The sequence below is a fragment of the Hymenobacter sp. FMD4 genome, assembly GCF_058932745.1.
Window position 1 is genome coordinate 153238 of sequence record NZ_JBZYWH010000005.1, and the last position, 25095, is coordinate 178332.

25 protein-coding genes are annotated in these 25095 nt (G+C 56.6%); 17 read left to right on the forward strand and 8 right to left on the reverse strand.

Going from position 1 to position 25095, the window contains the following annotated elements; genetic code table 11:
• The first annotated feature begins 179 nt into the window (after positions 1 to 179).
• A complete protein-coding gene (locus AC5FXY_RS07425; protein WP_493556018.1) occupies positions 180 to 437 on the forward strand; it encodes a FeoA family protein in 258 nt (85 codons plus the stop codon).
• An 11-nt stretch (positions 438 to 448) separates the two neighbouring features.
• Complete coding sequence (gene feoB, locus AC5FXY_RS07430; protein ID WP_493556019.1) at positions 449 to 2632, forward strand: ferrous iron transport protein B; 2184 nt, start codon at positions 449 to 451, stop codon at positions 2630 to 2632.
• A gap of 161 nt (positions 2633 to 2793) precedes the next feature.
• Here feoB and AC5FXY_RS07435 read toward each other — a convergent pair whose 3' ends face one another.
• From AC5FXY_RS07435 to AC5FXY_RS07470, 8 genes are all read right to left on the reverse strand, one after another.
• Positions 2794 to 3504 (reverse strand): SAM-dependent methyltransferase, encoded by a 711-nt coding sequence (locus AC5FXY_RS07435; protein ID WP_493556020.1) that lies wholly within the window; start codon positions 3502 to 3504, stop codon positions 2794 to 2796.
• A complete protein-coding gene (locus AC5FXY_RS07440; RefSeq protein WP_493556021.1) occupies positions 3501 to 4280 on the reverse strand; it encodes an alpha/beta fold hydrolase in 780 nt (259 codons plus the stop codon). The genes AC5FXY_RS07435 and AC5FXY_RS07440 overlap by 4 nt, the downstream gene beginning before the upstream one ends.
• 48 nt (positions 4281 to 4328) lie before the next feature.
• Positions 4329 to 6233: an ATP-binding protein gene (locus AC5FXY_RS07445; RefSeq protein WP_493556022.1), complete on the reverse strand. Its 1905-nt coding sequence runs from the start codon at positions 6231 to 6233 to the stop codon at positions 4329 to 4331.
• 85 nt (positions 6234 to 6318) lie between these two features.
• Positions 6319 to 6906 (reverse strand): PH domain-containing protein, encoded by a 588-nt coding sequence (locus AC5FXY_RS07450; protein ID WP_493556023.1) that lies wholly within the window; start codon positions 6904 to 6906, stop codon positions 6319 to 6321.
• Complete coding sequence (selD, locus tag AC5FXY_RS07455; RefSeq protein ID WP_493556024.1) at positions 6906 to 7973, reverse strand: selenide, water dikinase SelD; 1068 nt, start codon at positions 7971 to 7973, stop codon at positions 6906 to 6908. The genes AC5FXY_RS07450 and selD overlap by 1 nt, the downstream gene beginning before the upstream one ends.
• A gap of 42 nt (positions 7974 to 8015) precedes the next feature.
• The gene (locus AC5FXY_RS07460; RefSeq protein WP_493556025.1) at positions 8016 to 8405 is read right to left on the reverse strand and encodes a VOC family protein; all 390 of its coding nucleotides are present in this window, start codon (positions 8403 to 8405) and stop codon (positions 8016 to 8018) included.
• Positions 8395 to 9465, reverse strand: a complete 1071-nt coding sequence (mnmH, locus tag AC5FXY_RS07465) for a tRNA 2-selenouridine(34) synthase MnmH (RefSeq protein WP_493556026.1) — start codon at positions 9463 to 9465, stop codon at positions 8395 to 8397. The genes AC5FXY_RS07460 and mnmH overlap by 11 nt, the downstream gene beginning before the upstream one ends.
• A 72-nt stretch (positions 9466 to 9537) precedes the next feature.
• Positions 9538 to 10251 carry a pyridoxine 5'-phosphate synthase gene (locus AC5FXY_RS07470; RefSeq protein ID WP_493556027.1) on the reverse strand — a complete coding sequence of 238 codons (714 nt, stop codon included), beginning with the start codon at positions 10249 to 10251 and terminating at the stop codon, positions 9538 to 9540.
• 93 nt (positions 10252 to 10344) lie between these two features.
• Between AC5FXY_RS07470 and AC5FXY_RS07475 the strand changes: the two genes are divergently transcribed.
• The 15 genes from AC5FXY_RS07475 (at position 10345) to AC5FXY_RS07545 (ending at position 25054) form a co-directional block, all read left to right on the forward strand.
• Complete coding sequence (locus AC5FXY_RS07475; protein WP_493556028.1) at positions 10345 to 11367, forward strand: hypothetical protein; 1023 nt, start codon at positions 10345 to 10347, stop codon at positions 11365 to 11367.
• Between the two features lie 65 nt (positions 11368 to 11432).
• Positions 11433 to 11894, forward strand: coding sequence for a GatB/YqeY domain-containing protein (locus tag AC5FXY_RS07480; protein WP_493556029.1), 462 nt, complete (start codon positions 11433 to 11435; stop codon positions 11892 to 11894).
• A gap of 91 nt (positions 11895 to 11985) precedes the next feature.
• Positions 11986 to 12504 (forward strand): CvpA family protein, encoded by a 519-nt coding sequence (locus AC5FXY_RS07485; protein WP_493556030.1) that lies wholly within the window; start codon positions 11986 to 11988, stop codon positions 12502 to 12504.
• A gap of 84 nt (positions 12505 to 12588) precedes the next feature.
• Entirely contained in the window at positions 12589 to 13233 is a 645-nt protein-coding gene (locus tag AC5FXY_RS07490) for an anthranilate synthase component II (RefSeq protein ID WP_493556031.1), read from the forward strand.
• Positions 13217 to 13999, forward strand: a complete 783-nt coding sequence (locus AC5FXY_RS07495; RefSeq protein ID WP_493556032.1) for an alpha/beta fold hydrolase — start codon at positions 13217 to 13219, stop codon at positions 13997 to 13999. Before AC5FXY_RS07490 ends, AC5FXY_RS07495 begins: the two co-directional genes overlap by 17 nt.
• Before the next feature lie 154 nt (positions 14000 to 14153).
• Positions 14154 to 14834 (forward strand): CBS domain-containing protein, encoded by a 681-nt coding sequence (locus tag AC5FXY_RS07500; RefSeq protein ID WP_493556033.1) that lies wholly within the window; start codon positions 14154 to 14156, stop codon positions 14832 to 14834.
• A gap of 195 nt (positions 14835 to 15029) precedes the next feature.
• Positions 15030 to 16343: a POTRA domain-containing protein gene (locus AC5FXY_RS07505; protein ID WP_493556034.1), complete on the forward strand. Its 1314-nt coding sequence runs from the start codon at positions 15030 to 15032 to the stop codon at positions 16341 to 16343.
• Between the two features lie 29 nt (positions 16344 to 16372).
• Positions 16373 to 17266, forward strand: coding sequence for an NAD kinase (locus tag AC5FXY_RS07510; RefSeq protein WP_493556035.1), 894 nt, complete (start codon positions 16373 to 16375; stop codon positions 17264 to 17266).
• A 135-nt stretch (positions 17267 to 17401) separates the two neighbouring features.
• Positions 17402 to 18292: a DUF6089 family protein gene (locus tag AC5FXY_RS07515; RefSeq protein ID WP_493556036.1), complete on the forward strand. Its 891-nt coding sequence runs from the start codon at positions 17402 to 17404 to the stop codon at positions 18290 to 18292.
• A gap of 36 nt (positions 18293 to 18328) precedes the next feature.
• Positions 18329 to 19072 carry a type IX secretion system protein PorG gene (gene porG / locus AC5FXY_RS07520; protein WP_493556037.1) on the forward strand — a complete coding sequence of 248 codons (744 nt, stop codon included), beginning with the start codon at positions 18329 to 18331 and terminating at the stop codon, positions 19070 to 19072.
• Positions 19073 to 19139: 67 nt separating this feature from the next.
• Complete coding sequence (gene uppS, locus AC5FXY_RS07525) at positions 19140 to 19886, forward strand: undecaprenyl pyrophosphate synthase (protein ID WP_493556038.1); 747 nt, start codon at positions 19140 to 19142, stop codon at positions 19884 to 19886.
• A 14-nt stretch (positions 19887 to 19900) separates the two neighbouring features.
• Positions 19901 to 22483 carry an outer membrane protein assembly factor BamA gene (gene bamA, locus AC5FXY_RS07530; RefSeq protein ID WP_493556039.1) on the forward strand — a complete coding sequence of 861 codons (2583 nt, stop codon included), beginning with the start codon at positions 19901 to 19903 and terminating at the stop codon, positions 22481 to 22483.
• 36 nt (positions 22484 to 22519) lie between these two features.
• Complete coding sequence (locus AC5FXY_RS07535; protein ID WP_493556040.1) at positions 22520 to 23209, forward strand: OmpH/Skp family outer membrane protein; 690 nt, start codon at positions 22520 to 22522, stop codon at positions 23207 to 23209.
• A gap of 36 nt (positions 23210 to 23245) precedes the next feature.
• Positions 23246 to 23911: an OmpH/Skp family outer membrane protein gene (locus AC5FXY_RS07540; RefSeq protein ID WP_493556041.1), complete on the forward strand. Its 666-nt coding sequence runs from the start codon at positions 23246 to 23248 to the stop codon at positions 23909 to 23911.
• An 84-nt stretch (positions 23912 to 23995) separates the two neighbouring features.
• Positions 23996 to 25054, forward strand: coding sequence for an RluA family pseudouridine synthase (locus AC5FXY_RS07545; RefSeq protein WP_493556042.1), 1059 nt, complete (start codon positions 23996 to 23998; stop codon positions 25052 to 25054).
• The last annotated feature ends 41 nt before the right edge of the window (positions 25055 to 25095 follow it).

Below are 25095 nucleotides of genomic sequence, written 5' to 3' on the forward strand. Positions count from 1 at the left end.
ATATGCCAAAAATACAAGCAGTTTACTCGTGTTCTGCAAGCCTACTTAGAATATTTATAAGAGTGCAATTCGGACGCTGCTAAGTGCTACGCGGCTTAGTCTGAAATCCTTCTGTTTTGGCGGAAACCTTTGCGGGACGTACCTTTGTTTATAGCTTGTCTAAATAATCCTCCCCGCCCGTGCCTACCTTGTCCGTTGCTACTGCCACCACGCCCCGCAGCGTCAAAGATCTGCGTATGGGCGAATCGGGTACTATCTGCTGCTTGAAAGACCCCGAAATGGCACTCAAGCTTCTGGAAATGGGTTGTATCCCGGGCACGCAGGTGACGCTAAGCGGCCGTGCGCCGTTGGGCTGCCCAATTACCCTGCACGTCGATGGCGAATACACGCTGTCGTTGCGGGTGAGCGAAGCAGCAACGATCATGCTTAAAGACTAACGCCGCGGTGGATGGCAAGTGAGGTGGTATTGATACCTGATCCGGTACAGGATCAGCAAGCGGCCGTAGCCGCAGGTCTGGGCCCGCAGGCGTCCGATCGGCACACGCGCATTGCCCTCATCGGCAATCCCAATTCGGGTAAGTCCTCGCTGTTTAACCAGCTGACGGGTTTAAACCAGAAAGTCGGCAACTTCCCCGGCGTGACGGTGGACCGCAAAACCGGCGTAACGCAGCTTACGTCTCACCACCGGGCCAGTATTATCGACTTGCCTGGCACTTACTCGCTGTACCCCAAGAGCCTCGATGAAAAGGTCATCACCGACCTGCTCTACGACAAAGGCTCCAGCGAATATCCCGATTACGTGGTGGTGACGGCCGACGCTTCCAACTTGAAGCGCAACCTCTTGCTGTTCACGCAGCTAGCCGATTTGCAGCTGCCGATGGTGTTTGCCCTCAATATGATGGACACCGCTGAGCAGCACGGCGTGCAAATCGACGTGGCGGAGCTGCAGCAGCAGTTGGGCGTGCCCGTCATTCCGATGAATGCTCGCAAGGGCGTGGGCGTTACGGCGCTCAAGATTGTGATGGCGCAGGAGTTGGGGCCACCTTCTCAGACGTTCTATCAGCCTTCGGAGGAACTGCTGCCGATGATCCGGCAGATTCGGTACTACTTCAACCTGCACAACGATTATCTGGCGCTGCACTACGCGCACCAGTACGAGCGGCTGAAGTTTCTCTCGGCCGACGACCGGGTCTACATCCACGAACTGCGGCAGAAGTATCAGTTTGATTCGGTAGCGCTGCAGGCGCAGGAAACCATCGACCGTTACGCCCGCATTTCGGAGCTGCTACTGGACGTGGTGCGCGTGACACGGGCCGAGAAAAACGAGTCGTACAGCAACAAGATTGACCGGGTGCTTACCCACCGCGTCTGGGGCTACCTAATCTTCCTGAGCATTCTGTTTCTGCTGTTTCAGGCTATTTTCGCCTGGGCCGAATATCCTATGGATATGCTCGACCAGGGTGTAGCCTGGATCAGCAGTCAGATCAAAGGGCAGGCCGAGGGGCCTTTAATCGACCTGCTCACCGACGGCATTCTGGCCGGCTTGGGCGGGGTACTGATGTTCATTCCGCAGATTGCGCTGCTCTTCGCATTCATTGCCGTGTTGGAGGAGTCGGGTTACATGGCCCGGGTCACGTTCATGATGGACCGTATCATGCGCAAGTTTGGCTTGAACGGGAAGAGCGTGGTGCCCTTGATTTCGGGTATGGCCTGTGCCGTGCCGGCTATTATGAGCGCCCGCACCATTGAGAACTGGAAAGACCGCATCATCACCATCTTCGTCACGCCGCTGATGTCGTGCTCGGCACGCATTCCGGTGTACACGGTGCTGGTGGCTTTGGTAGTTCCCGATCAGCGAGTGTTGGGCATCTTCAACCTGCAGGGGGTGGTACTGATGGGACTGTACCTGCTGGGCTTCGTATCGGCGGTGCTTTCGGCCTGGGTGCTCAAAACGCTGCTGCGGGCCAAGGAGCGGAGCTTCTTCATCATGGAATTCCCGGTGTACCGGTGGCCGCGTTGGAAAAACGTGGGCCTGACCATTGTGGAAAAGGTGAAGGCCTTCATTTTCCAGGCCGGTAAAATCATCGTGGCTATTTCGGTGCTGCTGTGGGTGCTGGCCTCCTACGGACCTGGCGACGCGCTGCAACGGGCCGAGCTGAAAGCGCGCACCGAAGCCTCGCAGCAACAGCTTACTTCCGAGCAGACCGATAACCTGATAGCAGCTCATAAGCTTGAAAATTCCTACGCCGGGGTGTTTGGCCGCAGCATCGAGCCAGCCGTGCGCCCTTTGGGCTTCGACTGGAAAGTAAGCATCGCGCTGCTGACTTCGTTTGCTGCTCGGGAAGTGTTCGTGGGCACCATCTCCACCATTTACAGCGTAGGGCAGGATGCAGATATGAGCACGGTGCAGGACAAGCTGCGCGCCGAGAAAGACGAAAACGGCCAGCCTTTCTTTACCCCGGCCCGCGCCGCTTCGTTGCTGGTGTTCTACGTGTTTGCCATGCAGTGCGTGAGCACCTTGGCCACTACCTACCGCGAAACCAAAGGGTGGACCTGGCCGCTGCTCCAGATGACCTACATGACCGGCCTGGCCTACGTGATGTCGTTGCTGGTGTATCAGCTGATGAAGTAGGAAGGCACCCGACAACTCGTTGTTTATTATGTTATCCGGAGCAACGCGAAGGACCTTACCCCGCATGAACGACAATCGTCTTAACGACAAGTTCTAGCTTGGTAAGGTCCTTCGCGTTGCTTCGGATAACAGCCGAACGGTGATAAGACAGTCAGCCCTGACTACACGCCGATCAGAAACACTGCGGGCTGCTTGTGTATCTCCGGTAGCTTGCCCTTCCAGCCGGCTACCGTATCAGTGCGCAGATACTCGTTCGGAGCCGTCAGGTTGGCCGCGATGCACAGGCGCATAATGGGCTGCAGCGTTGTGAGCAGATCCTCCATTAGCTGCCCGTTGCGGTAGGGTGTTTCGATGAAGAGCTGGGTTTGGTGCAACTGCTGGGCGTTGCGCTCCAGTTGCTTGATAGCTGCCACCCGTTTCCCACGCTCGATGGGCAGGTAACCGTGAAAAGCAAAGCTCTGCCCGTTCATGCCCGAGCCCATCAGCGCCAGCAGCAACGAAGACGGCCCCACCAACGGCACCACCCGCACACCCAATCGGTGCGCCTCGCGCGCCAGCAAAGCACCTGGGTCGGCGATGCCCGGACAACCGGCTTCGGACATCACGCCTACATCAAGACCTTCCTTTAAGACGGGCTGCAGGGCTGCCCGCACCTGGGCCTCAGTAGAGTCTTTGTCGATGATGCTGATGCGGAGCTCCTCTATTACCTGCGCGGGGGCCACTTGCTTGATAAAGCGGCGGGCCGTGCGCGCGTTTTCCACCAAGAAATACCGTAGCGCTGCCACTCGCTCGGGCACCTGAGCCGGAAGCACGGCTACTGCCGTATCGTCGGCCAGAACGGTAGGAATGAGGTAGAGCGTGCCGGTGCTCATGAGGCAGCAAAGGCAGTTATCAGCTCGAAGATTTTATCAGGAGCTTCGGCGTGTACCCAGTGACCCGCGTCCGGTATGGTTTCCACCACTGAGTTGGGGAACAGCGTCGGAATGCCGTAGAGCTTGTCTTCGGTGCTGATGTAATCCGATTTCCCGCCGCGAATAAACAAGGCTGGCTTCAGGAAAGGCTGTTCAGCCGTGATTTCGGCCCCAATGGCTTCCATTTCGGCCGTCAACGCGGTCAGGTTCGGGCGCCAGGCAAAGGAATTGTCTTCGCGCCGGTAAAGGTTTTTTAGCAGAAACTGCCGCACGCCCGGCTGGCGAATGTGCTGCGCCAAGGCGGCGTCAGCTTCCTGGCGGTTTTCCAGAGTTGCCAGGTTCACTGCGTTCAGGCCTTCCAGAATGCCATCTTGATGGCTCATATCGGAAAAGCGCGGCGCGATGTCAATAACCACGAGCTTTGCCAGCCGCTCGGGGTAGCTCAGGGCCAGGCGCATGGCGGTTTTGCCGCCCATGCTATGGCCCATCAACGTCACTTCGTCGCCAGTGAGGCCTAGCTGATCGAACAAGCCGAGCACGTCTTGCGCCATCAGCTCGTAGCTGTGCTCAGGGTGATGCGGTGAGCGGCCGTGGTTGCGCAAATCCACCGCAATGACGCGGAAATGCTCGGACCAGCGCCGGGCCAGGGTTTGCCAGTTATCAAGAGTGCCAAACAGGCCGTGAAGAATAACCAGCGGACGGCCTTGGCCCGCTTCGCGGTAGTGCAATTGTAGCATGAAGCAAAGGTCGGAAGGATTGTTTAAACGCTTCCGGCGGCATCACGTTTAGCTTCTAGCCCGCGGCAGGGTGAACTGCACGGTGGTTCCCACGCCCGGGCTGCTGCTAATGGTTAGTTCGCCGCCCTGCCGCTTCACAAAGGCCAAGCAGAGCTGTAGCCCTAGCCCGGTACCTGAACGCGCCCGGCCCACGACGGGCGGGGTAGGACTCAAGCCCGGATGAAGCACGGCCTGAATTTGTTCGGGCGTCATGCCACAGCCGCTGTCGGCCACCGTAACCTTTACCGTCTTGTCGTCGGAAGACAGAGCTGCTGCCAGCCGGATGGTGCCACCAGTTGGGCTGAACTTCAAGGCATTGCCGATGAGGTTGCGCAAAATCGTGCGCGTCATGTTCACATCGGCCCACGCACACAGACCTTCGGACTGGGTCGCGGTTAGTTTAATTTGGCGCGCTTCTGCGGCGTGCTGATGCTGCTCAATATTATCACACAGTAACTGGCCAACAGCCAGCTGTTGGGGCTGAAAAGCCAGCTCGCCAGTTTGGCTCACGGCCCAGTTCAACAAGTTGTCAAGCAGGCTATTCAGGTGATGAGCCGATTGGCGTACCTGGGTCGGCAAGCGGCGCAGGCCCGCCTCATCACCCGTGCGCAGGTAGAAATCGATGAGCTCGGTTACGCCCATAAACGAGGTGACCGGGCCGCGCAGGTCGTGGGCTACGATGGAGTAAAGGCGGTCCTTACTGGCAATCAGCTGCCGGGTTTCGGCGTTGGCTTTTTCTAGGGCGGCGTGGTTGGTAGCTAATGCCTGCTGGCTGCGGCGCAGCTTTAGCGTTAGACCGCCCACGCCCACCAAGCCCAGCACCAGCGTGCCGACTACCACCCACAGCTCCCGGTTGCGAAGCTGCTGCAGTTCCGAGCGGTGCGTGAGCAGCCGAATCTGATTTTCCTTCTCGTGCGTTTCGTAGCGGGTTTGGAGGGCTGATAGCGTAGTTAGGCGCGAGCGGCTATTCAGGGTATCGTTCAGTCCGTCGTACAGCTGCCGCCAGTTGTAGGCCTCCTCGTAGTCATTGCGGCTCACGCTGATGTTGGCCATCAGGTCATAAGCATCAAGCACGCGTTCCTGAAACCTGATCTGGCGGGCTTGCTGCAGTGCCCGGCGGGTTAGCTCCTCGGCTTCGTCCAACTGCCCGCGCAGGAGCAGCACAGTGGCTAGCAGTTCTAATTGGCTGGTTTCAAAACGGGGATTTTGCGCCGATGAACTCATCAGCAGAGCCTTGCGAAGCAAGCCCTCGGCCACATCGTAACGCTCTAGCTGCAGATAATGCGTGCCCATGTGCCCCAGGTACATGGCCTCGCCGGCCCGGTCGCCGGTGCGGCGGGCCAGTAGCATGGCTTGGCGGGTAAAGTCGAGCCCCTTGGAATGCTGGCCTTTGTAAAAAAAAAGCCCGCCCAGATTGCCGTACAGCATGAGCTGTGTGCGTACGCTTACGCCGGGTTCGCGCACGTGAGCAAGCGCTTGGCGGTAATTTTTCCACGCACTGGCGGTGTCGCGTCGTTCGTGATGAATGCTACCGATGGCGGCGTAGCTGCGCACGATGCCATCGAGGTGGCGAAGTTGCCGGGCCAGCGTGAGAGCTTCTTGCTGCAGCTCCAAGGCGTGCGGGCCGTCGGAAAGGTTGGCGTAGCAGCTGGCCAAGTTTAATAAGGCCCGCATCAAGCCGGGCTGGTCTTCAATTTTTCGGGCCAGGTCCACCGCTGCTTCCCCCAGCTTCAGGGCACGCGTTGGGGCTGTGTCGTGCAGGGCGTAGCAGAGCTGGCTAAGCGTGCGTACCCGGCTGGTATCGTTCGGCAGGGAAGCTAGCCGTAGTTGCAGTTGGTTTACGGCAGTAGTGTCCTGCGCGTGAACCGCAGGCCCACACCAAAGCATTACCCACCAAAGCAAAAACCGCCGCATGAAGTGCAATAGGAGGTCGGTGAAAGCGGAGGCCGAACAGAAACGCCTACTAAGATAAGGGCCAGTCGAAAGTTTCAATGCCATGTCATCGAACCCAGCAAAACCAGCGCTGGTGGCGCTCTAGATTGGTATGCCGCAGAAATTCGGCCAAGGGAGCCAGATTCAACAGCAGCGAGGTAATGGTAATCACGCGCCCATCGGCCAGAAAAAGCTGCAGATACTCATAGCTGCTCCAGAACGCGCGCGGGGAGCGGCACACGTGATATTCTACCCGCGTCACATCGCGTCGTTGAAAGGGCAGCTGGTTGCTGCCTTCGTATACTTCCAAGAAGTTGGTCTTCGGATCAAACAGCACGCTGGCTTGCCGATTGCGCAGGTAATACTGGGCATGTAGCACGAAGCTGGGCAGCGAAAAGCTGAGCACCGTAAGGGCCAACAGCCCAAACAAAGCAGCCTCATACACCGTGGCGCGGCCAGCCAGCAGCGGACCAAGCAAAGGCAACCCCACTGATAAGCTAGCTAGGGGCCAGATCAGTAGATACACGCCCCGCCAGTAGTTTACCTGAAATACAGTACGGCGCCGGCCAAACAAGCGCATCAGCCACTGCAGCCCCATGCTCAGGGCGCCCACGGCCACTACCAGCTGAACCAGCGGCCAGAGCAACCGCCGCATTAACGCACGAGGATAAACGGCTCGTCGGTACGGCGGGCGCGCAGCTCCCCGAATGGCTCGGCCGCCAAGCCAGCTTCACGTAGCAGCGCTTCCACGGCCGTGCGGCCTTCGGGCGTTACGCACACCAGCAGGCCACCCGAGGTTTGGGGGTCGCAAAGCCAGTGGCGCTGCTCCTCGGTGATGTCGCCAATCTTGTGGCCGTATGAATCCCAGTTGCGGTGCGTACCGCCCGGAATAGCTTTCTGCTGCCGATAAGCTTCGGCCGCGGCGATGCGCGGTACGCGACTAAAGTCAATTTCGGCCGTGAGCCCACTGCCTTCGGCCACTTCGGCCAAGTGGCCAAGCAAGCCAAAGCCCGTCACGTCGGTCATGGCTTTTACTTCGGCCAAGCGCCCGAGCGGCTCACCAAGTTTATTGAGCTGCATCATCTGACGCGGAGCCAGCTGAGCGTCTTCCGCGGTAAGCAAACCTTTTTTCTGAGCCGTGGTGAGCATGCCCACGCCCAGGGGTTTGGTCAGATACAGCAGACAGCCTTCGGTGGCTGTATCGTTGCGCTTGAGATTATTGATATCTACTAAGCCGTTTACTGCCAGGCCGAAAATAGGCTCCGGTGAATCGATGCTATGGCCACCGGCCAGCACAATGCCCGCCTCGGCGCAGATGCTACGGCTACCTTCAATTACGCGTCGGGCCACCTCGGGTGCCAGCTTATCGATGGGCCAGCCCAGCACGGCAATGGCCAGCACCGGTCGGCCGCCCATGGCATACACATCCGAAATGGCGTTGGCCGAGGCAATGCGCCCGAAGTCATACGCGTCGTCGACGATGGGCATGAAGAAATCGGTAGTGCTGATCAGGGCCTGCCCGGTGCCCAAGTCGTACACGGCCGCGTCGTCACGGGAGCTATTGCCCACGAGCAGGCGTTCGTCGTGGGGCTGAGGGACGGTGGTGTGCAGGATCTGGTCCAGCACTTTCGGGGCGATTTTGCAGCCGCAGCCGGCACCGTGGCTGTATTGGGTCAGGCGAATGGCTTCCGGAGCGGCAGAGGCGAGCGGATCAGCGTTCATAGGTAGCGAAGGTAGGAGGTAAGCAAACAACCGCGGGCCGCGCTAAATTTCCCAGGCAGCTTGCTGCAGCACCACGCGGTAGCCGTCGGGGTCCTGAAAAGTGCGGCCGTGTTGGTCCCAGTAAGGATTGTGAGCGGCTACGGGCGTGAAGCCATGTGTTTCCATCCGTTGCACCACTTGCTGCCAGTCGGTAGCGTTAGGGTAATAAAAGACGAGTAAGTGTTCTGGCGACGGCGCACCGCCCGCGGAGTGGCCGCGTTCGAAGGTAAATTCCAGGTGATACGGCGCTTGGGGGTGTCCCAGCATCAGCCCATCAAAACCGGCGTGGTCTTCGAACTGACCGAGAACTTGGAACCCCAGTCCGTCGCGGTAAAAGGGAAGCAGGGCCTCCAGATTACAGGTTGGGCGCGCAACGCGGAGCTTAGGCTGCATCGGACTGATGCGGAATGGAGGGAGACATAAAAGTGGGGGTGCTTCGCATGGCCGCCAGCACCAACTCGGCATTTACTTGCGGGTCGCAGGTATTTGAGGGTAGGCGTAGCATGGGCACCGTGCCGCGGCGTGCTTCCAGGCCGTAGCCGTACGTCTTATCGTAGTAGCCGAGGGCAATATCTACCATCTTCTCCATGTCGCCGGCGTCGATGGCGGCTAGCGCATCCTTGGCCAACAAGCCGCCGAGCTTCCGTTGGATGCGGGAAATGGCTTCGCGCAGCAGTTGGGGTTCGTGGCGGCAGTACTCTTCGGCCAGCTTGCGGGTGCGCACCGCTTTGGGAATTTCCAGCACCACCAGCGGCGCCCGTTGCATCTGCTCGAATAGGGGGCCGGGCACCGGTACCGAGCCCACTGTACGGCTTTCGTCTTCTACCCAGATGCGCGGCATCGCGGCAACTTGATGCAGTTCCCAGGCCAAGTCATTCTCGAATTGTTCGGCAGTAGGCTGGGGTGGCAAGCCAATGGCACCGAAGGCAGAACCCTTGTGCTGCGCCAGTTTTTCCAGGTCGATAATAGCCTCGCCTTGCCGGGCCAGTTCTTGGAGTACATCGGTTTTGCCCGAGCCGGTAAGGCCGCCCAGCACCAGCAGTGGCCGCCGGCGGGCAAACTCGGCCAGCGCCCAACGGCGGTAATCTTTGTAGCCTTTATCGAGTAGGTGCACCCGAAAGCCAGCCAACTCCAGCAGCCACTGCATGGCGCCGGAGCGCATGCCGCCGCGCCAGCAGTGCAGCCGCACCTCCTTGTTGGGGGCCAGCTTCTGGGCCTGCTTCACCATCTGGCTCATCTTCGGTCCGAAGAGGTCCAACCCGAGCAGCACGGCCTTTTCCTGGCTGACCTTTTTATAAGTAGTGCCAATGCGGGCCCGCTCCTCGTCGGAAAAAATGGGGAAGCTGACGGCCCCCGGAATGTGCCCTTGCGCATACTCCAGCGGCGCCCGCGCATCAAAGATGGGGGCATCGTGGGGGCCGGCCAGAAAGTGGGAGAGGGGTAGTCGGGGCAAGGCAACAGCGCTGGTAGGGTGAGTGGTCAATGACATGCAATGTCATGTTCCGCATTTCACAAGTTCAGCTATTTACACCAATTGGCGGCGGTACAGTTGAATGGTATTCTCCAAGCCCAGGTACAGCGCATCGCAGATAAGCGCGTGACCGATGCTGACTTCCTGCAGGCCGGGCAACTCTTGTTTCAGGTAGGCTAGGTTGTCGAGGTCTAGGTCGTGGCCTGCGTTCAAGCCCAAGCCCAATTGCTGTGCCATGAGAGCGGCAGCCCGGTAGGGGGCCACGGCGGCTTCACGGTCCTGATGGTAGCCGCTGGCGTAGGCTTCGGTATACAGCTCAATGCGGTCGGCACCGGTGCCCACGGCAGCTTTGACCATTTCCACATCGGGGTCAAGGAAAATGCTCACCCGGCAGCCCAGTGCCTTTAGCTCCGTCACAATGTTCGTCAGCTGTTGCTGATGGCGCATGGTATCCCAACCCGCGTTGGAGGTAATGGCGTCGGGCGCATCGGGGACTAAAGTGACCTGCTCGGGGCGCACCTCGCGCACCAGGTCGAGGAAATCAGGGGTCGGGTTGCCTTCTACGTTCAGCTCGGTAGTTACAATGCTTTTCAGGTCGCGCACATCCTGGTAGCGAATGTGCCGCTCGTCGGGACGCGGGTGCACCGTGATGCCCTGGGCACCGAAACGCTCACAGTCGCGAGCTGCCTGCAATACATCGGGACGGTTGTGGCCCCGGGCGTTCCGCAGGGTCGCTATTTTGTTTATGTTTACGCTGAGTTTTGTCATATCTGTAGCTGCCAGAGCCCATACGGTCAGTAAGCCGTCAAAGATAAAGGGAAGGGCCCCGGCGGTACACAGTTTCCGCCTTTCATCTGTACGATGCTAACCCTTGCCCCCCGTTTACGCCCCTTGTTCTGGTTTGCCGGCTTGCTGTTGACACTTTTATTTGTCGAGCGGCTCGTAGTCCTGCTGCCGGAGTTTGCCCTGCAGCCTGCCTTGCCCGCGGCTGTCACCTTCGATCTGCTGATCGGCATTCCGCTGCTGTACTACTGGTTTATTGTGCGGCGTTACCGCCTGCCGGCTGCTTCGGTGGTGGCCGCGTTTGGTGCAGCGCTGGCCATTGGTCATTTCCTAATTCCTGCGCCCCAGCAGCTATATCTGCGGTGGGCGGGACATAGCCTAGTATTGCTGGAGGCGGGCGCCGCCGCAATGGCCGTAGTGAATCTGCGGCGCTTGGTTCGCGCCTACCAGGCCGCCCGGCAGCACAGCGCCGACTTCCAATTGAACCTGGCAGCGGCCTTTCAAAGCGTGTTTGGCAGGGCACTGAAGCCGTTGCTGTCGGAAATCTCGCTTTTCCGCTACGCCTTGCTGAGCTGGCGCGCCGCTCCTGAAGTGGCCCCGGAGGAAACCGGCTTCACCAACTACCGGGAGTCTGGATTCTCGGCGCTTATCATCACCCTGGCTGGCCTATCGGTAGTCGAAACGGTAGTCGTGCATCTCTTGGTGTCGCGGTGGAGTAGTACTGCGGCTATGATCGTGCTGGTTCTAGACCTATACACGCTACTGTTCTTAGTAGCGCACCTACGCGCCGTGGTTCTGCGCCCCGTGGTGCTGACCGATGAGCAACTGATATTGCGCGTCGGGATAATATGGCGCGTGGTGGTGCCACGGGCCTCTATCGTGGCGGTGGAGGAGCTGCGCGATGAACCCGCGGCCCGCAAAGGCACGCTGAACCTGGCTAAACCCCTTCTGACAACACCTAACGTCCTGCTGAGACTGTCCGAGCCCGTTAGCTGCGAAGGTATGTATGGCATCCGCCGCACTGTAAATTGTGTCGCGCTATACGTCGACGAACAAGCGGCTTTTCGTCAGCAGCTGCTGGCTGGTACCCGGGCTGTTTAACTGCCCGTATTAGCGGTCTGCCCAAAAGAACTAATCTTGCACCTCATTTTTATTGCCGCCTACCTATGACGCTGAAAGAACGAATCGACGCTGATATCAAAAAGGCCATGCTGGCCAAGGACAAGCTTCGCCTCACTGCCCTGCGCAGCATCAAGTCTCAGATTATGCTGGCCGAAACGGCTGAAGGGGCCAACGGCGTAATCACGCCCGACACGGAGCTCAAGCTGCTGAACAAAGCTGCCAAGCAGCGCCGTGAAGCCGCCGAAACCTACCAGAAGCAATTTCGCTCCGATCTGGAGGAAGTCGAGCTGGCCGAGTTAGCCATCATTGAGGAGTACCTGCCCGCTCAGCTCTCCGACGCTGACCTAACGGAGCGCCTCGTGGGTATCATCAACCGCGTAGGCGCCACCGGCCCATCAGACCTAGGCAAAGTAATGGGCGTAGCTGCCCGCGAACTGGCTGGCCAAGCTGATGGCCGCGCCATTTCACAGGAGGTAAACCGCCTGCTGAACAATACGAATTTTTAAGGTGCTAGTGGGAGTGCATGTGCTTAGCTCAAGCTAATACCCTGACTTAAGCACATGCACTCCCACTGGGGAATCACCTCGTCAAGGTAAAATGTCCGGCTTCGATTTGTTGCTGCTGCTGCCGTTAGCCATCGGAGCCGTTAAAGGTTTCCGGCGGGGTATTGTGCTGGAGGTGGCGTCTTTGGTGGCTTTTGTACTAGGTGTAATTGGCGGGCTAAAGCTTCTGAACGCCGCTGTTCCCTTGGTGCGGCATTACGTAGGCGAAGCCTTCGGTATGTTGCCATTGGTATCCTTTCTGCTGGTTTTTGCCCTAATTGCCTGGGGTGTACACATGGCTGGTGGCATGCTGAAAAGCGTGGTGCACCTTACGCCTCTAGGGGTCTTGGATAATTTGCTGGGTGGCGCTGCCGGGTTGTTGAAATGGGTATTGGGCTTGAGCTTGTTGCTCTACGGTACCGGCCTGGCGGGTATGCCTATCGGCAAAGAACTGGCGCACGATTCCATGCTACTGCCCATTGTAGAGCAGGCGTCGCCGGTTGCGCTGCAGCTCGTGGGTTTTGTGTTGCCCTTCGCTGCGGAATTGCTCACTGCCTTGCGCAACGTGTTTTGAATATGAACTTGTAAGCAAGAGAAATTGTGAGGTGGCCGAGCGTCGTTTCATCGTTTCCCTTTCCTGCAAGTCCGCCACTGGCCAATGCGTCTGCTGCTGCTCGATAATTTTGATTCCTTCACCTACAACCTGCTGGATTACTTCCGGCAGCTTGGGGCGGAAGTAGTCGTGCGCCGTAACGATACGCCCCTAGCTGAACTACTCCCCTTAGCGTTTGATGCCGTGGTATTGTCGCCGGGGCCAGGCTCACCTCGGCAGGCTGGCGTCATGATGGAACTGCTGGCGCAGGTGCATCAGCAGGTACCGATGCTGGGCGTGTGTCTTGGCCACCAGGCATTGGGAGAGTTTTTTGGCGCTGAGTTAGGCCGGGCTGCCCGCCCCATGCACGGCAAAGTGTCGGATATGGTGGTCACCGAGCCAACCGATGCGTTGTTTGACGGGCTGTCCACGCACATGCCGATTACGCGGTATCATTCGTTGGTGCTGCATCAGTTGCCATCTTGTTTGCTGCCCTTGGCGTATACTGCCGATGCACATTATGAACTAATGGCGCTGCGCCACCGCCATCTGCCGCTTTATGGAGTGCAGTTTCACCCCGAGGCATTGCTAACAACACAGGGCTTGGCTATACTGCGCAATTGGGTGCGGATTGTGTATCATTGCAAAGGTGTGGCCGGTTCGCTGGCCGTGCCAGAAGTGCTTATTGAGAACGATGGAATTGCAGATTAAGCAGCGCAACGGGTTCAAATATGTGGATGAGGGTAGCGGCGACGTATTGCTGCTGCTGCACGGTCTGTTTGGGGCGTTGAGCAATTGGCAGGGCGTTATCGAAGAATTTGCCCGCGACTACCGGGTCGTCATTCCCATGCTGCCCGTTTACGAGTTGCCTCTCACCCGGGCCGGTATTTCCGGATTAGTAGAGTTTGTAGAAGACTTTGTGAAAGCCATGGGCCTGAACGAGCGCGCTACCGTGCTCGGCAATTCTCTCGGGGGACACGTAGCGCTGGTGTATGCCCTGCGCAATCCAGCCCGCGTGCAGCGCATGGTACTCACGGGGAGCAGTGGCTTGTTTGAGGATTCCATGGGCGGCTCGTTCCCCCGCCGCGGTGACTACGCCTATGTACAAGAGCGCGTAGCCTATACCTTCTACGACCCCAAAGTGGCCACTAAGGAGCTGGTGGATGAGGTGTTTGATATCACCAACTCCAATGCCAAGTGTCTGCGTATCATTACCATTGCCCGGTCGGCGCAGCGTCATAACCTGACTAAGGACCTAAGCAAGATCAAGGCCCCAGTACTGTTGATTTGGGGCCTTAACGATACCATCACGCCGCCGATGGTAGCCCATGAATTTCACCGCCTGTTGCCTCAGTCGGAACTACATTTTATGGACCACTGTGGCCATGCGCCCATGATGGAGCGTCCGCAGGCCTTCAACCGCCTGCTGCGTCGGTTTTTGCAGCAAGCAGTGCCGCAATCAGTCGTAGGCGCTTAGCCTGCAACCAAAACGCAGCCAATCGGCTCGTTTACTCGTAGTGTTCAGTCGCGTCCGAGGGGAGTACTGCCTTTTTCGAAAGCCAGTGCAACCTAGATGGGCCTTTGTTGCTTATATAGCTGCGACTTGTTTTCCACCGCTTACCCAGGCCGCTATGCATTCTATGCTCGCCGAAGACCTGCTCAACCAGATGATACCCCCGTTGAAGGTGTCTGACTCCGCCGGCAAGGCAGCGCGTTGGCTGGAGGAATTCCACGTGGATCAACTCCCGGTGGTTCAAAACCGGCAGTACCGTGGTATGATTACCGAGTCAGACCTGATCGATGTGGCCGCCGACCCCGATCAACTGCTTTCCAATGTGCCCTTTGGGTTTTCCGAAGTGCACGTGCAGCGCGACCAGCACTTTTATAGCGTGATGGAAATGGCCATTCGCAACAAAGTGCAGCTGGTGCCTGTGCTCGATGACCGACGCGAATACCTGGGGGTGGTTACCGTAGGAGATACGCTAGCGGCTTTTGGTCAACTACCGGGCACCGCCGGCGAAAGCGGCATCTTGGTATTGGCAATGCCCGAGCGCGATTATTCCCTGAGTCAGATCAGCCGGTACATCGAGGAAAACAACGCCAAGGTGCTGAGCGCCCACGTGGCCGAGGACGAAAACGACCCTCAGAGCATCCGACTCACCATCAAGATCAACACCAACAGCATGAACCGCATCGTGGCCACGCTTGAGCGGTTTGGTTACGTGATTACGGCTCAGTTTAGCGGCAGCGGCGAAATTACCGAAGCCGACCAGGAGCGCCTCGATGCGCTGATGCGTTACCTGAGTTTATAGTTAGTGCGAGCAGTATTACTCACAGCGTGGCTGTGGCTTCTTGTCAGCGCACTGCCGGTTCTGGCCGTTCCCAAACCCTTTGGGGAAACTGATGCTTTTGGCCAGCTTTATGAAGCGAATAATCCAGTACCCGATTCCGTTCGCCGGGCAAGCCTAGACAGTCTGACTTTAGCTCAGTGTCCCGGTTACACCAAAGTGCGGGTAAGCCAGTTGCTGTTTGTCGGCAACGAAGTCACCAAGGAATACATCCTGCGTGCGGAGCTTGAGTTCAAAGAAGGCGACTCACTACCGGTAGCGACGCTAGCCCAGCAGCTAGAGCGTAACCGCTTGCGTATTTTCAACCTGCAACTCTTCAATCAGGTAAATACGCAAGTCACTTGTCGTGAGGGGGAATTGGTTGTGCTGTTTGGGATGCAGGAGAGGTGGTACACCTTTCCGGTTCCGATATTTTCGTTAGCCGACCGCAATTTCCGCTCTTGGCTTGACCGACCCGACCGGTGGCGCCGCCTTGATTACGGGCTACACGTCATGCGCTACAATTTTCGCGGGCGCAATGAGCAGTTGTTTGGTAATCTGCAACTAGGCTTCAACCGCAAGTACGAGCTCTTCTATATCGCGCCTACTGTTAGCCGTCGTTCCCGCCGGCTTGGTGTTTCGCTAGGCGCTTCGCTACAGCAAAGCCGTGCCGTAGATTATGCCACTCGACAGGATCAGCTGCTGGCCTACCGTTCCGATGATGAATTCCCCATTCAACGATGGTACGTAAGCGGTGGGCTGCGGTGGCGGCGTACGGTGCAGCGGCTTACGACTCTAGAAGCTTACTACTACACTGATCGAATCACGGATTCCGTGCGGTTGCGCAACCCCGAGTATTTCCTCGGAGCCACGCAACGCAAGTACGCCGAGCTGGTAGTATCCCGCACCCTGAATCGGCGCAACACCTTTGCTTATCCGTTGAGCGGCTCCTTTCTACAGGCTTCCTTGGCCCATCGGCGCTACCTTACGTCTGGCTTACCGCCCATCACCGCGGCCACGCTGCTCTACGCCCGATACGTTGATCTAGGCCACGGCTTCTATTACAGCGTCAGTAGCAATCTGCGCCTGCGCCTCGCTCGCCGTCTTGCCTATGCCGATAGTCACGCCCTCGGTTTCCGCCAATCCCTGGTGCGCGGCTACGATGCGTATGTGGTCGATGGCCGGCACCACGCCGTGGTGCGGCAGGGCCTGTCCTTGCGGCTCTTCGATGCCGGGCGATTGGATTTGCCCATGCTCAACGACGCCCGGCTGGACCGCATTCCGTTGGTGGTCTATTTAAATACCTTTGCCGATGCCGGGTACGTAGCCGAGCGTTCCGTACCGGCCTCAAACCGCCTGCCCAATCAACTGTTAGCCAGTGCAGGCGTTGGCTTGCACGTAGTCACTTATTACGACCGCGTGTTTACCTTGGAATACGCCCGAACCCGAAACGGTTTCGGGGGCTTTTTTTTCCGAACCGAGTTTCCCATCTAAGCGGCCAAGTGTAAGGCCTTCTTCCGCGTATGCGCATTGCCATCTTGGGAAAACCATTCGGTGCCGATATGGCGCCGCATTTGCAAGCGCTGTTCGACGATCTGGCGGCTCGGCACGCCCAGATTAGCGTTGCTGCGTCTTTTTGTGAAATCCTGGAGCCGCATGTCCGCTTGCCTGAGGGCATCCGCCGGTTCGGAAGGGGCGATTCGCTTTACGGAACCGATTTTGTGCTCAGCATTGGCGGGGATGGCACCTTACTCGATACCGTTACCTACGTCGGGCGGTTCCAAATCCCCATTCTTGGTATCAACACTGGTCGGCTAGGCTTTTTATCTACTGTTCCCCCAGACCAGATTACGCAAGCCGTCGACGCACTTTACCGGGGGCACTTTGGGCTTGAAACCCGGAGCCTTATCCACGCTGATACTGACCCAGACGTTTTTCAAGGGTTGGATTTCGGCTTGAATGAGTTTTCCATCCTGAAGCGTGACACGTCTTCCATGATTGTGGTTCACACCTACATCGATGGCGAATACTTGAATTCTTATTGGGCCGATGGGCTGGTGGTATCTACTCCTACTGGCTCCACCGGGTATTCGCTCAGCTGCGGGGGGCCGGTGATGCTGCCCCAAACCAACAATTTCGTCATTTCGCCCGTATGCCCCCACAACCTCAATGTCCGGCCGTTGATTGTGCCCGACCGTAGCGTAATCTCTTTCGAAATCGAGGGTCGCAGCAATAATTTTTTGCTTTCTCTTGATTCCCGATCAGTTACGGTAGATGCAGGTGTGCAAATAGCTGTCCGGCGTGAGATGTTCGATGCAAAACTCGTCAAGCTGAATCACGTGAATTTCCTCAGTACCTTACGCAGCAAATTAAACTGGGGGCTTGATCGTCGTAATCCTGTTGCACTGTCCGTGTAAAGCATCGGATTTTTTCTATGAATTGTTTTTAATACTCACTCGTCCTAGTACTTTTGTCACTGACTGCAACCGTGCCCATTTGGCATTCCCGCTTTTCTGAACTTCGATATTCTTAAAAAACCGCTCCACAGTAGTATGAAGAAACTCTTGACTCTCACCCTGACGCTGGTACTGGCGCTGGTGCTGGTGGCCAACCAGGCGAGTGCCCAGCAGTTCAGCAAGCGGAAGCAGTACAACTCCGTTGGCGTTACTCTTAACGCCATGAACTATTTTGGTGACGTAGTGCCCAAGCCTAGCATCACGAGCTTGCGCTTTGCAGCTACTCGCCCCAACCTTGGCGTAACTTACACGCGTCGCTTCGCCCCACGGATTTCTGCCCGTGCTGCTTTGTCGTACGGCCGCATCACCGGTGACGACGCCAAAGCCGCTGACGACACCGACCAGGATGCTAAGTTCCGATACAACCGGAACATGAATTTCCGCAACGACATCGTAGAATTGTCGGCGGTTGGTATCTTCGACCTGATCGAGAACCGCAACAACTATTTGAAGCGTCCCGATTTCGTTCCTTACGTATTCGGTGGTGTAGCTGTATTTCACCACAACCCCAAGGGTCTGTACAACGGTAGCTACGTTGCCCTGCAGCCTCTAGGCACCGAAGGCCAGCGCTTGGCCGGTGGCAGCACCTACGGCCTGTGGCAGGTATCTATTCCGTTTGGTGGTGGTGTACGCTACAAGCTGAACAAGAGCTTTGACCTGGGCTTCGAAATCGGCTGGCGCAAAACCTTCACCGATTACCTTGATGATGTTAGCACCAACTACGTTGCTCAACGTAGTCAATTGAACGGCGAAGCCGCTCAGTACTTTGGCTGGGACATCACACGTAACCACCCCGAAACCTGGAACCGCGACAACCAAGGCGGCTACCAGCGCGGCAAAGGCAATGAAGATGACTGGTACATCGTTACTGGCTTCTCGCTAAACTACATCCTCGCTCCCCGCGTTAAGAGCCCTAAATTCCGTTAATCAGTCGTTGGCTGCCGCCAACGCAGCCACCTCCTGATGACAAAGCCAACTCTTTTCAAAACACTCCTTGTTTGCGCTGTGCAAGCAGGGAGTGTTTTTTTTGCACATCAAGTAGCCGCCCAACACACGAGTGAACTAGGTCTCGGCCTTGGAGCTCTAAACTATAAGGGTGAGCTAGCGCCCGAATACCGGTTTTTAAACAACCGGCCAGCCGTCTGCGCTTTTTACCGGAAAGACATTTCGGCGCCAATCACACTGCGCGGCACTGCTACTTATGGTATGCTGCGCGCCAACGATGTCAACGTAACAGGCGAAGCAGGTAATACTCTCCCCCTAGCTGCGTATCGGCAAGCCAACATGAGAGGTTCGCTTTTGGATTTGGCCGGAACTGTCGAATACAACTTCTTCGACTTTCATAACCGCCGCGACAAAGTACGGTTTACTCCCTACGTTTTTGTAGGCTTGGCTGGCTTTGCTGGTTTCACCAAGACTTCGGGGCCATTAGCCGGCTTTGATCAATCTGAAACTGTTTTAGGTATTGCAGTGCCAGCAGGTGTTGGCTTGAAGTTGGCATTGTCTCGCCACTGGAATCTAGGATTGGAAACCGGAGCACGTAAGGCCTTCTCCGATATGCTGGACCACGTGAAGGACCAAAGTCCGGCCGTTGCCAATCGTTTTGATCAGGATTGGTATTATTATACTGGCATTAGCCTGTCTTATACTTTTTACAAAATCAGTTGCCCTGATTCCTATAAGGAAGACCCGAAGCTGTTGCGGTAACCCACTCAAATCCGGGCTTGTGCAACCATTTGCGTAACTTGCGGCCTCTTTTACGCAAACACTACGCATGACCACCCTTTCCGCTATTGACCCCACTCGCATTCCTGCTCACGTCGCCGTGATTATGGACGGCAATGGCCGTTGGGCAAAGAAACGGGGTGGCCTGCGCATCTTCGGGCACCAAAGCGCCATTACCGCTGTTCGCGACACCGTGGAGGCTGCTGCCGAGCTTGGGGTATCGTATCTCACGCTTTATGCTTTCTCCACCGAGAACTGGGGGCGGCCAGCGCATGAAGTAATGGCTCTGATGCAGCTATTGGTGCACACCATTCGGCAAGAGACTCCCACGTTGCTAAAAAACAGCATTCGTCTTCAGGCGATTGGCGACACTACGCAGCTACCCGACTCTTGTCAACGCGAGCTGGCTGAAGCCATGGAGCTTACCGCAGGTGGAAGCCGAACTACGCTCGTGCTGGCGCTGAGCTACAGTGGGCGGTGGGACCTTACGCAGGCCGCCCGCCGGATAGCAGCTGATGTAGCTAATGGGCGCATTGGAGCCGGCGAAGTAAACGAAGAGATGGTAGCTAGCTACCTATCTACTGCCGGCATGCCCGATCCGGAACTGCTGATTCGTACCAGCGGTGAGCAGCGCATCAGTAATTTTTTACTGTGGCAACTGGCTTACACCGAACTATACATAACTGAGCTGCTATGGCCGGACTTCCGGCGGGAGCATTTCTACGAAGCGGTCCTGGCATACCAACGCCGGGAACGCCGCTTTGGCAAAACCAGTGAGCAACTGACCGTTTCGTAAGTTTTCTTTCTTCGATGAGTTCTTTTATTCCTCAGCTACGCGGTCTGGTACTGGCGGGGCTGCTGCTAGGGTTGGCGACCGAACCGCTACAGGCGCAAACAGCGCCGGCAGGTGCTTCCGGTCAAGAGCCGCAACGCTACGAAATCGGCGGCATCAACATCAGCGGCACCCGTTACCTGGATGCTAACACGCTGGTAGGCCTAACCGGCCTAAAGGTGGGTGACCCAATCTCGTTGCCTGGCGAAGAGCTGGGCAGGGCCATTCGTAAGCTTTGGGACCAAGGCATTCTGGGCGATGTACAAGTAGTTGTCGACCGCATCGAAGGCAACCGCGTATTCCTGGATTTTCAGCTGAAGGAACGCCCGCGGTTGTCCAAAATATTCTTTACTGGTATCAGCAAAACCCAAGCCGACGAATTACGCAACAAGGTCAAAATTGTGCGTGGCAAGGTGGTGACTGATGCATTGTTGAGTAACACTCGTCAAGCTGTCCGCAAGTTTTATACGGACAAGGGCTTCATGAATGTTCGCGTTGGCATCACGCAGGAGCCCGATTCGTCGCTGCCGAATAGCGTGGAGCTGGTAATCGACGTCAAGAAAGGCGACAAAGTGCGCATATCGGAAATTAGCTTCATTGGTAATGAAGCTTTTTCCGATGGCAAGCTGAAGGGCAAGATGAAGAAGACCAAGGAGAAGAAAGCGTACAAGTTTCTTAACTCCGGTAAGTTTCAGAAAAGTGAATTTGAAGCCGATAAGCAAAAGCTTATCGACTTTTACAACGCCCAGGGGTACCGTGATGCCATCATCACTTCCGATTCGCTCGTAACGGTACGTAACCAGCGTAGTTACTTCTGGTTAGGTAAGGAAAACGGCAAGTTCGGCATACACAAAGCCACTGTACAGGAAGCCGATAAGTTGGTGTTGCATGTCAACTTGGAGGAAGGACCGAAGTACTACTTCCGCAACATCGTTTGGAGCGGTAACTACCTCTACGACGATAAGACGCTTTCCTCGGTGTTAGGCATTAAGGAAGGAGACACTTATAGCAAAGAGGCGTTGGATAAGCGCCTAAACTATAACCCCACTGGACAAGATGTGACATCGTTGTACATGAACGATGGTTACCTCTTCTTCTCGATTGACCCAGTGGAAACGCGTGTGGAAGGCGACTCCATTGATATCGAGATGCGGGTGTCGGAAGGCGTTCAGGCCCGCATCAAGGACATCAACATCGCCGGTAATACCAAGACATCGGACCACGTAGTGCGGCGCGAACTGCGGACGCTGCCGGGTGATAAGTTCAACCGGGAGCTGCTGATTCGCTCGCAACGCGAACTGTCGTCGCTGGGATATTTTGACCCGGAAAAGATCGGTATCAACCCGGTGCCGAATCCAGCTGATGGGACTGTGGATATCAACTACACCGTTTCAGAGAAGCCTTCCGACCAAATTACGCTTTCCGGCGGCTGGGGTGGCTTCGCTGGATTCATTGGTACGGTTGGCCTTGTGTTCAACAATTTCTCAATGCGCAAAGCAGGGGACCTACGCAACTGGCGCCCGGTGCCGGGTGGAGACGGCCAACGCTTGGCAGTGAACATTCAGGCCAACGGTCTGCAGTACCAGTCGTACTCACTTTCGTTCACCGAGCCATGGTTGGGTGGCCGCAAGCCCAACTCTTTATCGGTGACGGTTAATAAGAGTATTCAGCGCTTCGGCTCTGCGCTGAATATCACCGAGGGCAGCTTTATCAAGGTTAACAGCGCTTCGGTGGGCCTGGGTCGTCGTCTGCGCTGGCCTGATGACTACTTCACGTTGAGCAATAGCCTGTCATTCAGCCAGTACAAGCTGAAGGATTATCCGTTCTTCGAGGGCTTCAACTCCGGCAACGCTAACAACTTCACCTTCAATACTACGCTGGCGCGTAACAGTACCGACAATCCTACCTTCACCCGCCGGGGCTCGGCTTTGTCGTTGTCGTTGAACCTGACACCGCCTTACTCGCTGTTTCCTGGCTCGCACCCGAACGTGAATGAGTGGATCGAGTTCCACAAATGGATGTTTGATGCCTCGTGGTTTACACCGCTGGTCGGTAAGCTGGTGTTAAACACCCGCGCCCACTTTGGCTTCATTGGTCGCTACAATGACGAACGTAACTACGGTCCGTTTGAACGCTTTAAAATGGGTGGAGCCGGTCTGGGCTTCGGTGGTGCAGCTAACTTCCTTGTCGGTACTGAATTCATCGGCCTGCGTGGCTACGCCGACCCCAACGACCCCCAAGCCATTCCGACTGCTCGGCAGGGCCAAAGCGGCGGTATTGCCTACAATAAGTTCGTAACAGAAGTGCGCTTCCCGGTATCGCTGAACCCGGCGGCTACGGTCTTTGTACTAGGTTTTGCTGAGGCTGGTAATGCCTTCAACACCTACAATGAGTACAACCCTTATAAGCTGTACCGTTCAGCTGGCGTCGGGGCGCGCATATTCATGGCGGCCTTTGGTTTGCTGGGCTTTGACTACGGCTATGGCTTCGACCGCGTGCCTGGCGTTGTAAGCCAGGAAAAGGGACGCTTCCACTTTATCATCGGCCAGCAAATACGCTAAGGCACCAAACAGGCTGTAGCCAACGTTCTGTAGCATATGAAACGACTATTGTTTGCATTGCCGATGCTGTGGCTGGCGCTGATGCCTACCTTGGTACAGGCCCAGAAATTTGGCTACGTTGACTCGGAATTCGTGATGAGCCGAATGCCGGCCTATGCCCAGGCGCAGCAGGAGTTGAATACCATGTCGCAGAATTGGCAGAAAGAGGTGGAAGCACAGAAGAAAGACCTCGACCGTATGTACCGCACTTATCAAGCTGAAGAGGTGCTGCTGACGGAGCCGATGAAGAAAAAGCGGCAGGACGAGATTTTGAAGAAGGAACAAGACATCAAAACCTACCAGAACCGGATCTTCGGTTACGAAGGTCAGTTGTTCAGAAAGCGGCAGGAGCTCACCAAGCCCGTCCAGGATCAAGTATTTGAGGCCATCGAGAAAATGGCCAAAAAGAAACAGTTGGCCATTGTTTTTGACAAAGCCGGCGACTTGACCATGCTTTATACCAATCCCGCGCATGACTACACGGAATTTGTATTGGAAGAATTGGGTTTAGCTTCTGACGACCGTAACCAACCTGGCACGAAAGGTGTCGTGCGTACGGTACAAACGCCGCAAACCCCCGGAGGTGCCGCCGACGATGCTGTGTTTGAGGACCAGCGGCCTGCCTCCAAACCGGCACAACCAGCCCGAGGAAAGCAGCCGGCGCGCTCAGGTGCGCGGAATAACTAACTTTGTGAATCTAACCCTTCTGACTTTTTTCTCTCGATGACCCTGACCCGCAAGTTTCGCCTCGTGTTGGCCGCCGCAGCCTTAACGCTGGCTGCCGCTCCTGCTACCCTGGCACAGACTGCCCCGGCCACCGCGTCGGCTTCGCTCAAAATCGGCTACACCAACATTGACTATGTTATTAGCCAGATGCCGGAGAGCCGCCAGATTGAGTCGCAGCTGAAAGACTACAGCACGCAGCTCGAAAACCAGCTCAAAGCGAAGTATCAAGAGTATCAGACCAAGGCAGAGGCTTACCAGAAAGGTGCTCCTACCATGTCGGATCCGGTGCGCGCTGATAAAGAGAAGGAGCTTCAGAACCTCCAGCAATCCATCCAGGAGTTTCAGCGTAACGCCGAAAGCTCCGTACAGCAGAAGCAACAGGCGTTGCTGAAGCCGGTATACGACAAGCTGCAGAAGACCATTGATGTGGTAGCTGAGAAGAACGGCTACACCTACGTGTTCAACTCCGACGCTGGCTTCGGTACTACCCCAATCCTGCTGCACGGGCCGAAAGATGGTGACATCTCGGACATCGTACTGAAAGAAATGGGTGTAACCCCTGGCCAGAACAACCAGCCTGCTGCTGCTAAGCCTGCTACCTCCACGCCGGCTGCTCAGCCTGCTAGCCAGGCCAACAGCAAAACCAAGGTTAAGAAGAAGTAATTCTTCTACTGAACTTCCCGAAAGCCGGGGCCTTCCATTAGGCCCCGGCTTTCCTGTTTGTATCCCAAGGGCCCCTCCGACGCCATGCACGAGCTAGACCCCGACCTGCTGCCCGACGACCCCAGCCTTAGCGCTGAAGAAGACGAACTATACGAGCATCACCGCATTCAAGCCGATGGCCGTCAGGAGCCAATGCGCCTCGATAAATTTTTGCTAAACCGCTTGCCCAACGTCTCTCGCACGAAGGTGCAGGCAGGCATTGAGGCAGAGGCGGTGCAAGTGAATGGCAAAGCGGCCAAGTCGAGCTATAAAGTGAAGCCCGGCGATGTGGTAACGGTAATACTACCGGAGCCGCCACGCGAAGACAAAGTGGTGCCGGAGCAAATGGACCTGGACATCCGCTACGAGGATGATCAGTTGCTGATCGTCAACAAGCCTGCTGGTATGGTCGTGCATCCGGCCTACGGCAATTGGAACGGTACTCTGGTCAATGGCTTGGCTTGGCACTTGCACAACTTGCCTACCGGTCGCAACGGGGATGTGCGCCCCGGTCTTATACACCGCATCGATAAGGATACTTCGGGGCTTCTGGTCATCGGCAAGACAGAGTGGGCCATGACTCACCTGTCCAATCAGTTCTTTTATCACACCATCGAAAGAACTTACCTGGCATTGGTGTGGGGCGTTCCGAAGGAACCTGCGGGTACTGTGCGCGGCAACATTGGTCGGCACCCCAAGGACCGGAAGCTGATGACAGTATTTCCCGAAGGCAGCGAGCATGGCAAGCATGCCGTAACGCATTATAAGGTGCTGCAGAGCTTTGGGTTCGTTAGCTTACTGCAGTGCAACCTTGAAACCGGGCGGACGCACCAGATTCGGGCGCATATGAAGCACATCGGTCACCCGCTCTTCGCCGATGCAGCCTACGGTGGCGACCGTATCATGTATGGGCAACGAACAGGAAGTTACAAGGCTTTCGTAGAAAACACCTTCGAGGTGCTGTCGAGGCAAGCCTTGCACGCCAAATCCTTAGGCTTTGTACACCCAACGACAGGAGACAACATTCAGTTTGAAGTAGAAATGCCCGCAGATTTTGCTGGCGCGTTGGAACGCTGGCAGCACTACGCCGAAATCGGACATTAATCCATTCATTGATAAAAGCAAAAAAGCCCGCTACGAAGACG